The 7,728-nt window shown below is 55.7% G+C and carries 4 protein-coding genes; 1 reads left to right on the top strand and 3 read right to left on the bottom strand.

The window, feature by feature from the left end:
- Positions 1-241, top strand: a 241-nt coding sequence (locus tag F624_RS0131495; protein ID WP_019577336.1) for an integrase core domain-containing protein, incomplete at its 5' end; no start/stop codon positions are given.
- Positions 242-523: 282 nt separating this feature from the next.
- Here the strand turns inward: F624_RS0131495 and F624_RS35275 are convergent.
- The 3 genes from F624_RS35275 to F624_RS0131475 form a co-directional block, all read right to left on the bottom strand.
- Positions 524-5,164 (bottom strand): AAA family ATPase, encoded by a 4,641-nt coding sequence (locus tag F624_RS35275; RefSeq protein WP_157443740.1) that lies wholly within the window; start codon positions 5,162-5,164, stop codon positions 524-526.
- A 275-nt stretch (positions 5,165-5,439) separates the two neighbouring features.
- Positions 5,440-7,473 carry a DNA polymerase II gene (locus F624_RS0131480; protein WP_019578341.1) on the bottom strand — a complete coding sequence of 678 codons (2,034 nt, stop codon included), beginning with the start codon at positions 7,471-7,473 and terminating at the stop codon, positions 5,440-5,442.
- 3 nt (positions 7,474-7,476) lie between these two features.
- The coding region (locus F624_RS0131475; protein WP_019578340.1) for an integrase core domain-containing protein at positions 7,477-7,728 on the bottom strand (252 nt) is incomplete at its 5' end.

Here is a 7,728-nt window from a genome sequence, read left to right as displayed (position 1 = left end):
GATGCAGAACGGATACATCGAAAGCTTCAATGGCAAGTTCCGCGACGAGCACCTCAACGAGAGCTGGTTTGAGACCTTGCACCAGGCCAGAACATCCGTGGCCATCTGGCGCACGGACTACAACGAAGTCAGACCACACAGCAGCCTGGGCCGCATACCACCGGCTCGTTTTGCCGAGCTGCATCGCCAGCGCGCTGGCGATGCAGCTCAACAACCTTCAATTCAAAAACAAATCGATTAACCTTGAACTTGGACTTCCACTTTTGATTGGTACGTCTGTAGGGGGCAGGTCACTCCAGCGCACCAGCCAAATTCACATGGCCTGTTAGGGGCCAGTGCTCTAGTTCCAAACTGCGGTCGTGACGCGTATCAGATCGCGGAGGATGGTCCTTCAAAAGTAGCGACTCGGAACTGATCGCATCGGCGATAACCGCTCAGTGCTACCAAAGTACGAGAAGAGAAGCTGCCCGGCATATCAGAAACCGAACAAAAAAGCATGACGGGTTGAGTGATCGGCACATATTCAGCCCGCACTCACTTGGCGAGTACGACGCCCCGTCCTTCTCCGCAGTCGGGGCCGCCAAGCCTTAACGCCCGGCCGTATTCGATGGTCTATCTCATCGAGCACTTCCCTAGCCTGGTATGCATCGATTTCGACGAGCTGTTCAAACATCTGCAACCCCATAAGTTCCACTCCTTTTGTACGGTGGAGTGTGATTGCTAAATCCATCATTTCTTGTCCTGCTGTCACTAATGATGATCCGGCGTCCTGAAGGCGGTCCCGCCAGAGTTGGATAAGTTGGGATGCAATCTGAGCCACGATGTCTGCGTGGTTTGGAAGTAGCCCCTCCAAGCGTTCCACCACATACGGCTCCTTGGGCGCTGGAGCGTGGTTGATGCATGCTGCAATTCCTCTCATGAGTCGTACCGTGTCGGGTTCGGGCGCCAACTTGTCGACCAACCTAAACACGGAAAACACCTGATGCCACACGGCGGTCTCATTCCTGGTTAGTAGGCGGAGGAGCAAATCAGTGGTAGCCGATCGGTACTCCGGTTTGCCCCACAAAATACCTGCCGCCGTGGCCGCTGCTCCGGACCGAGCATCCGAGAGTAATTCATCATTAATGATCTCGCTAAGCCACTTTCTAGCTTGGACGGCGTCCGGGTTAACGAGTCCAAAAAGCGCTACCAATTCGCCAAATCCTATGCGGGAAGCAAGGTTCCCAGAATATTTCCAGCGGGCAAGATTTTCAATGACTTGGTCCATCGCACTCCAATGAACATTCGCCATAAATTGGGTTGCCTCACGACTTCCATCAATTTCGGGGATAGAGAGAACCTCTCCGATAAAGTCGGCTCCTTCCTTCGAGTCATGCCTTGGCAACGACACTAGATCGGGTAGTAAACTTTTCCAAATGTCCTTATTTTTGGAGTATTGGAGATATTGGCGTAGTAGGCTAGTTACGGTGGCAAACTCCCCCCGTTGAAGTCGCGCCGAAACAATTACCGACAGGATGGGGAAGTCTCCATTCGGTAAAACAGAAATATGTCCATGTCCGGACAGAGGAAAGTGTTCAGCTTCCTGTCCACGCTCTTTATCTTTCATCGTGAGCTCTTCTGCAATATCGAGGGAGAGCTCCTCCCCGGATCCATCTATCGAAGCGGCCACCCAGCGCTCAAGCATGGCAAGAACATCATCGTTGATGGTCACATTTTTGTTGAGCAATTGTCGAACAGCGCGACAAGCGGAATCTTTAAATTCACCCATGCCGAAGCCTCGCTTGTCAAGGTCGAGAACTATTGCCATCAGTCGTTCCGGCGCGAGGCTGCCAGCGAGAGCTTCAAGTGCATAGCCTGCAGGCCGTTGACCAAAATCGGGAGTCAGAAATCCAATTACTTCAATCGCTCGGTCTGTATGACTCTTTGCGAATTCCGCAAATTCTCGGGCTAGCTGAACGTTCCCGCCGCGTCCAAAGTACTTAGGGTGGCCCCAGCCTGTCGCGTCAGGAATCTCCATGAACGCGTTGACAATGTCATCTGTCGACGCTCTGCTGAACTGAGCTGCACTCATAGGCGATCCAACGAAGCCATCAATGAAATCTTCATCTGGGCGGGGACTGCGAGGAGTAGCTCTCGCAGCTTCAGCTAGTTCCCGTTGAACATCTAATGGGCGCTGAGCGTCCGGTAGGGCGCTCAACAACATGATGCGTGTTTTCCGAATCACCTGGTTCCAGGTTCGGATTTTTTTTCCACTGCTCATGTCAGGAGGTCGGGCAGGAGCGAACTCTCGTACTCGTGCTACATATTGTTCAATCTCTTCAGAGGTCCACCGCGTCGCACAGGCTTTAACAAGCGCAAGCGTGGTGCTTGACGGATCAGAAACGCTTCCGAGAAAGTAGCGCCTCTCGTCGGCTAGCAGGAACTGCAAGGCTTCTGCTGAGGATTTGTTGGGGTTGTGTGCCAACGCGTGGGCAATAAGGCGTTGCACTGGAGCGAGAGCAACGTGCGCATGGGTGGCGACCCACCGGCAAACCACTTCTGGTTCTGTATCAGCAAGGCGCTCAACTGCAATCGCAAGCGACTCCAGGAGAGGCGGGGGCTCTAATCGTTCGCGTCGATCCTCTCCATCGAAGCGATAATTCACCGAGTATGGCAACGAATATCCGAAGTTTGGTTCGGTTGAGTCACCTATGTCCTTCATGTCTTGGAAAGCTGTGAGGTACCAGGTCCATAGACGATCTAAGAAGTGAGCGGGGACTGCCGCCGCAATTTCTGGAACACTTCCCCATTGACTTGCGTTTTCGAGGAAATCAGATAGAGGCTTCGATGGTCTATGCAACATATACCACTCAACGTCGCGACCCTCGTCGGCGGCTGATTTATCGGTGGTCAGCTCTTGTCGTCGTATCGCATCAGACTTTGCACGAGACCATTCAGCTTCCAGGAAGATACTTAGGAGGTCGATAGCAACCATGGGCTGGCTCGTACCAAGAACTGACACAAAATGATAAGCCTGAGAAACACCGATCTCGGTCCGAGCAGCAATCTGTTTCACCACCTCCAATAGTTCTGCGGTCCATTCGGGAGTTTCTTGGAGTACGAACAATGTAAGGCGGTCGTTCTCTGTGTCTGATAACCAGGCATGACGAAGCAATGAGAGAACCTCACTTGAGTTGTGCTGCCATGCGGCAACTAGGAGTTCGACGCAAAGGTCTCTGGTTGTAGGCGCAGACATCGCTTCCTTTATGAAACCGCTATGGAGGCGTTCAAACCACCCCGGGCTACCGGTTATGGCCTTCAAAACCATGGTACGAAAGTTGACGTTGGAGGCGGCTTCAAGCAGCAGAATTTCTTCGTGGGGTACGGGGGTCGGCTGGGACCCCATGAACTCAATCAACAGATAGCGAACATGATTGCGCAGTGTAGGTGACTCCCAGATAGCAGCCAATTCCACCTGGTATGTGACTGGCTCGACTGCACGGAGGTATGTCAAGGCTGCCCAAATTTTGGGACGCACGAACAGCGATTTTGAGCGAGCAGCGACATATGACGACAGTCTTCCATCCTGTTTTGCAAAGCTGCGTGCAAGAACGTGTTCGTAAATGGTCTGGTGAGAGAAGCCAATAGCGCCTTCTGTACTTTTGGTCAGGATGCCCACCGATTCAAGTACATGCATTTCCTCGATGCGGTCGTCGAATCGAGAAGGCGCCAACCATAGCGACTCTGTGTTGGCCATTCGGTCTGCAATGTCGTAGGCCAAATTGGCCACTCGGCCACCGTTCTGCACATGCAGTACGTGCACGGTCCAAAGCCTGTCGAGCATCGCGGAATAGTTGGCAAAGGGTTCATCAATTCCAGCGGCCCGGAGCTGCAAATAGGTGTTGAGCTGCTGCGGCACTCGCATGACTTCTCGGGCATCTGAGTTCCACCCAAAAGAGCTGATGCCGTTGGATTCAAGGATTGGCTGTATCACCTCCCAAGACGGGAGCTCCAGGGTCAGGCTTTCAGCCTCAATGCTGGACAAACGCATGTCGTGCGTGTACTCGAACGTCCTGGACGAGACGATGATACTGAGGCCCTCAATTCGACTTACCACCTTCACCAGATTGAGTAGCACACTGAGACGACTAGTCTTAGTGTCTAGATGTCCAGCCAATGCGTCGAGTTGGTCAATCAATAGAACAACAGGTCCCTTTGTCGCTAGCTGCATTAGCATCTTTGAGGGTAGTTCGGGTAGATTCAACTCACGTCTTAAATCCTCTTCGCTCTCCACGCCAGCACTAAGAAGGTCACTTTTGATCGCCAGTACATCTATACCGACCATCTCAGTCAGTTCAGTTCCAAGACTCGCAAGGAGCGCAGATTTACCTGAGCCAGGCGCACCAAGAAGTGCAACGGCGCAGTGTTTACTGGCTTGAATAGTCTCAAGGAGTTGAGCTACTTCCGGGCGGGTGAGATGGCTGCCATCAGTTAGATTTTTCGGCCAAGCAAGAAGGCTTCGCGATGCCGTGCGGAACGATTCTCGCCAAACGACCCCTGTTGTTAAATCAACGTCAATCGGCATGAGGATTGGGGTTCCATGCGAATTCGTGTTGTCTAAAATGAGTTTATCCAATTTGTCGTCGAGCAATTTAATGCTTTTGGTTGTCTCTTTTTGGCTTGTAACAAATAATGCTGCGGTTCCCTTGTCTTTTATGTTTCCATTAATGTTTGCTGCCAGCATGGCGCCGATCGACATGACGACTGGCTCGGCTTCTTGTGAGCTGGAAAAGCCAACTTCGATGAACGACGCTTGCAATCGATTAACGGATTCTTCTGGCCGCGCCGCATCCAAGGCGATCGATGACGCTAGTTGTTGGAGGTCGGATTTCACATCAGGCATTCGCAACCAAGCTCGTACGCTGGGATTTCTAATGAAGTCTGGGGTCACCAGCTTGCATATGGCCGCATCGTAGGTTCGCGTAAATATGGAGTCACTCGGCTCTGCCTCAATCAGTCGCCGAAATACGTCGTCGAATAACGCTTCATCAATTGGCCTAAATTTTTCGGGCGCCTGTGCTGCGGCCTTCTGAGCCGCTAGCGGCTTAATAAACGGGATGGCTTTGATCGCCATGGTGCCAATCTGCTTGACGAGGAGGAGTGCAGTTCCTAGGACGGTGCTCATGGGTTCGAAAGCGCATTGTCGGTGCGCCCTATTGAGGGGTTGTTAACTATATCGCCGCCGACAAGCGGGCTCCGTAGTGATCTAGGATTAGCTTTATTTATACGAACAGTTCCTGATCGAACCGCCCCAGTCGAGTCAGAACCAAATGGCATTCAGTAAGCGACATGTTCGAAAAGTGAGTGGCATTTTGGGTATCGCCTCTTGGAGGATTGCTTATAGCCGAAAAACGTGAGTCCAAGACGTTGGATATCACGTCAGGCCCCGTCCAGCAGCCCCTAAAACAACACCTTCTGCGCACTCGTCAGCCCCACAAAACTCTCCCCCAAGGGCTGCAGAATCGCATCGGCAATAGGCTGGAGTTGCTTGGCGAGGTAGTGCTCATAGTCAATGCGCGAATGCCTCGCCTCCAGGGGCTCGGGACCGCTTTGCGTCATCACGTACTGGATCCAGCCACCGCGCTGGTACTGCTGGGGGCGGTTCAGCCGGGCGTTGTGGGCGTCGGCGATGCGCGCTGCGCGCACCTGCGGAGGGACGTTGACCTGGTAGGCGTCGAGCCGGTGGCGCAGGCGTTTGCGGTAGACGAGCAGGGCGTCCATCTGGCCCTCCAGCATCGAGCGTGCATAGTCGGCCACGAAGGCCCGGTAGGGCTCGCCATGGAAGATGCGCGACAGCAGGCCCTCCTGAAACTGGCGTGCCAAGGGGGTCCAGTCGCTGCGGGCCATCTCCAGGCCGCGGTAGACCATCTCTTCGCGCCCGGCTTCATCGACGCTCAGGCCGGCATAGCGCTTTTTGCTGCCGACGTCTGATCCTCTGATGGTGGGCATGAAGAACTTGGCGTAGTGGGTGTCGAACTCGATTTCGAGAAAGTTCTCCAGTTGCTGCTCTTCGCGCAGTTTGTGGGTCCACCAGGTGTTGATCTGCTGCACCAGGCTGGCCGCCATGGCGTGCGCCTCGGTGTTGGGGTAGGGGCGTTTGAGCCAGATGAAGATCGAGTCGGTGTCGCCGTAGATGACCTGGTAGCCGCGCTGCTCCACAAATGCCCGGGTGAGCTTCATCATCTCGTGGCCGCGCAGGGTCACGGCCGACACCAGCTTGGGGTTGAAGAAGCGGCACTCTGACGCGCCCAGCACGCCGGCAAACGAGTTCATGAGCAGCTTCAGGGCTTGCGACAGCGGCTGGTTGTGGGCCCGTTTGGCCTCGTCCCGGGCGTTCGACAGGGTGGTCACGATGCCGGGCAGGCAGTGTTTCTCGCGCGAGAACAGCGTGCCTTGCGGGCCTTGCACCAGCCCGGTATCGGTCTCCGCGTTGGTGCCCTCGGCCAGGCCCACAGGGTCCACCAGAAAGGTCCGGATGATGGAGGGGTACAAGCTCTTGTAGTCCAGCACCACGACCGAGTCGTAGAAGCCCGGCGTCGAGTCCATCACATAGCCGCCAGGGAAGGCCTTGGCCGCGATGTCGCCCACGTTCGGGGCCACGTAGCCCAGGCGGTGCATGCGCGGCAGGTAGTGGTGGCTGAAGGCGGCGATGGAGCCCCCAAAATGGTCGATCTGCAAACCCGTTGTCTGTGCCCGTTCGAGCACAAAGGGCAGCAGCTCCAGTTGGTCGAAGATGCGCAGCACCAGCGCGCAGTCGCGGATGTTGTAGCTGGCCAGTGCCGGCTTGTCTTGCTGGTAGCGGCGCTCGATCTCGGCCATCTTGTCGTAGGCGTCGCCGATCTCCTTGCCCTCGCCCAGCAGTTGCTGCGACACCGCTTCGAGGCTGAACGACGGAAAGCTCCACATGCCCGCCCTCAGCGCTTCGATGCCATCGACCACCACGCGCCCAGGCATGGGCGCGAACAGGTAGCCCTGACGGCCCGGGTGCGTACGCCATGCGATGGGCCGCCGCTCGCGCCCCAGCAGCAGCGGCACGGCGTTGGCATCGGCCGCCTTCTGCAGCACGCGCAGATCGAACTGGATCACGTTCCAGCCGATGATGACGTCGGGGTCATGGGCTACGATCCAGGCGTTGAGCTGCTCGATCAGCTCTTGCCGTGTGGGGCAGTAAACCAGCCTGAAGTCTTTCGGTGGCGCTGCCGGCTCTGCGGCTTGCCCCAGCATGAACACCACCCTGTCGCCGGCACTGTCGAGTGCGATCGAGTACAGCTCTTCGGTGGCGCTGGTCTCGATGTCCAGCGACACCACCTTCAACGTCGGGCGCCAATCGGGCGCAGGCTTCAACCTGCCGTTGAGGAGGGTCGACCCCTCGCGAAGCCCCCCTTCGACCAGCACACCGGCGGTGATGATGTATTGACCCAGCACTTTCTGCACAGGTCAGGCCGCTAACGCATAAGCCTCAGCGGGGGTCTTCATTTTCAGCGCCTGGTGAGGGCGCCGATGGTTGTACCAACTGATCCAGTCCGCAATCACTCGGCTGGCGTGCTGCAGGGTTTCAAACCTGTGGCGATGAACGCATTGGTCCTTGAGCGTGCGGATCACGCGCTCAACCATGCCATTCTGCTCAGGGCTGTAAGGCGTGATGAACTCCTGCTGCAGGCCGTAGCTTTTGACCAGGGCCGTGTAGCT

Source organism: Curvibacter lanceolatus ATCC 14669, assembly GCF_000381265.1.
GTDB classification, from domain to species: domain Bacteria; phylum Pseudomonadota; class Gammaproteobacteria; order Burkholderiales; family Burkholderiaceae_C; genus Curvibacter; species Curvibacter lanceolatus.
Note: the sequence above shows the minus strand (reverse complement) of the source record. Positions and strands in the feature narration are given on the sequence as shown.

What these genes read in the sequence shown, in the direction of transcription:
- F624_RS35275 (WP_157443740.1), bottom strand. Translation starts at nt 5,164, where the DNA reads ATGAGCACCGTCCTAGGAACTGCACTCCTCCTCGTCAAGCAGATTGGC.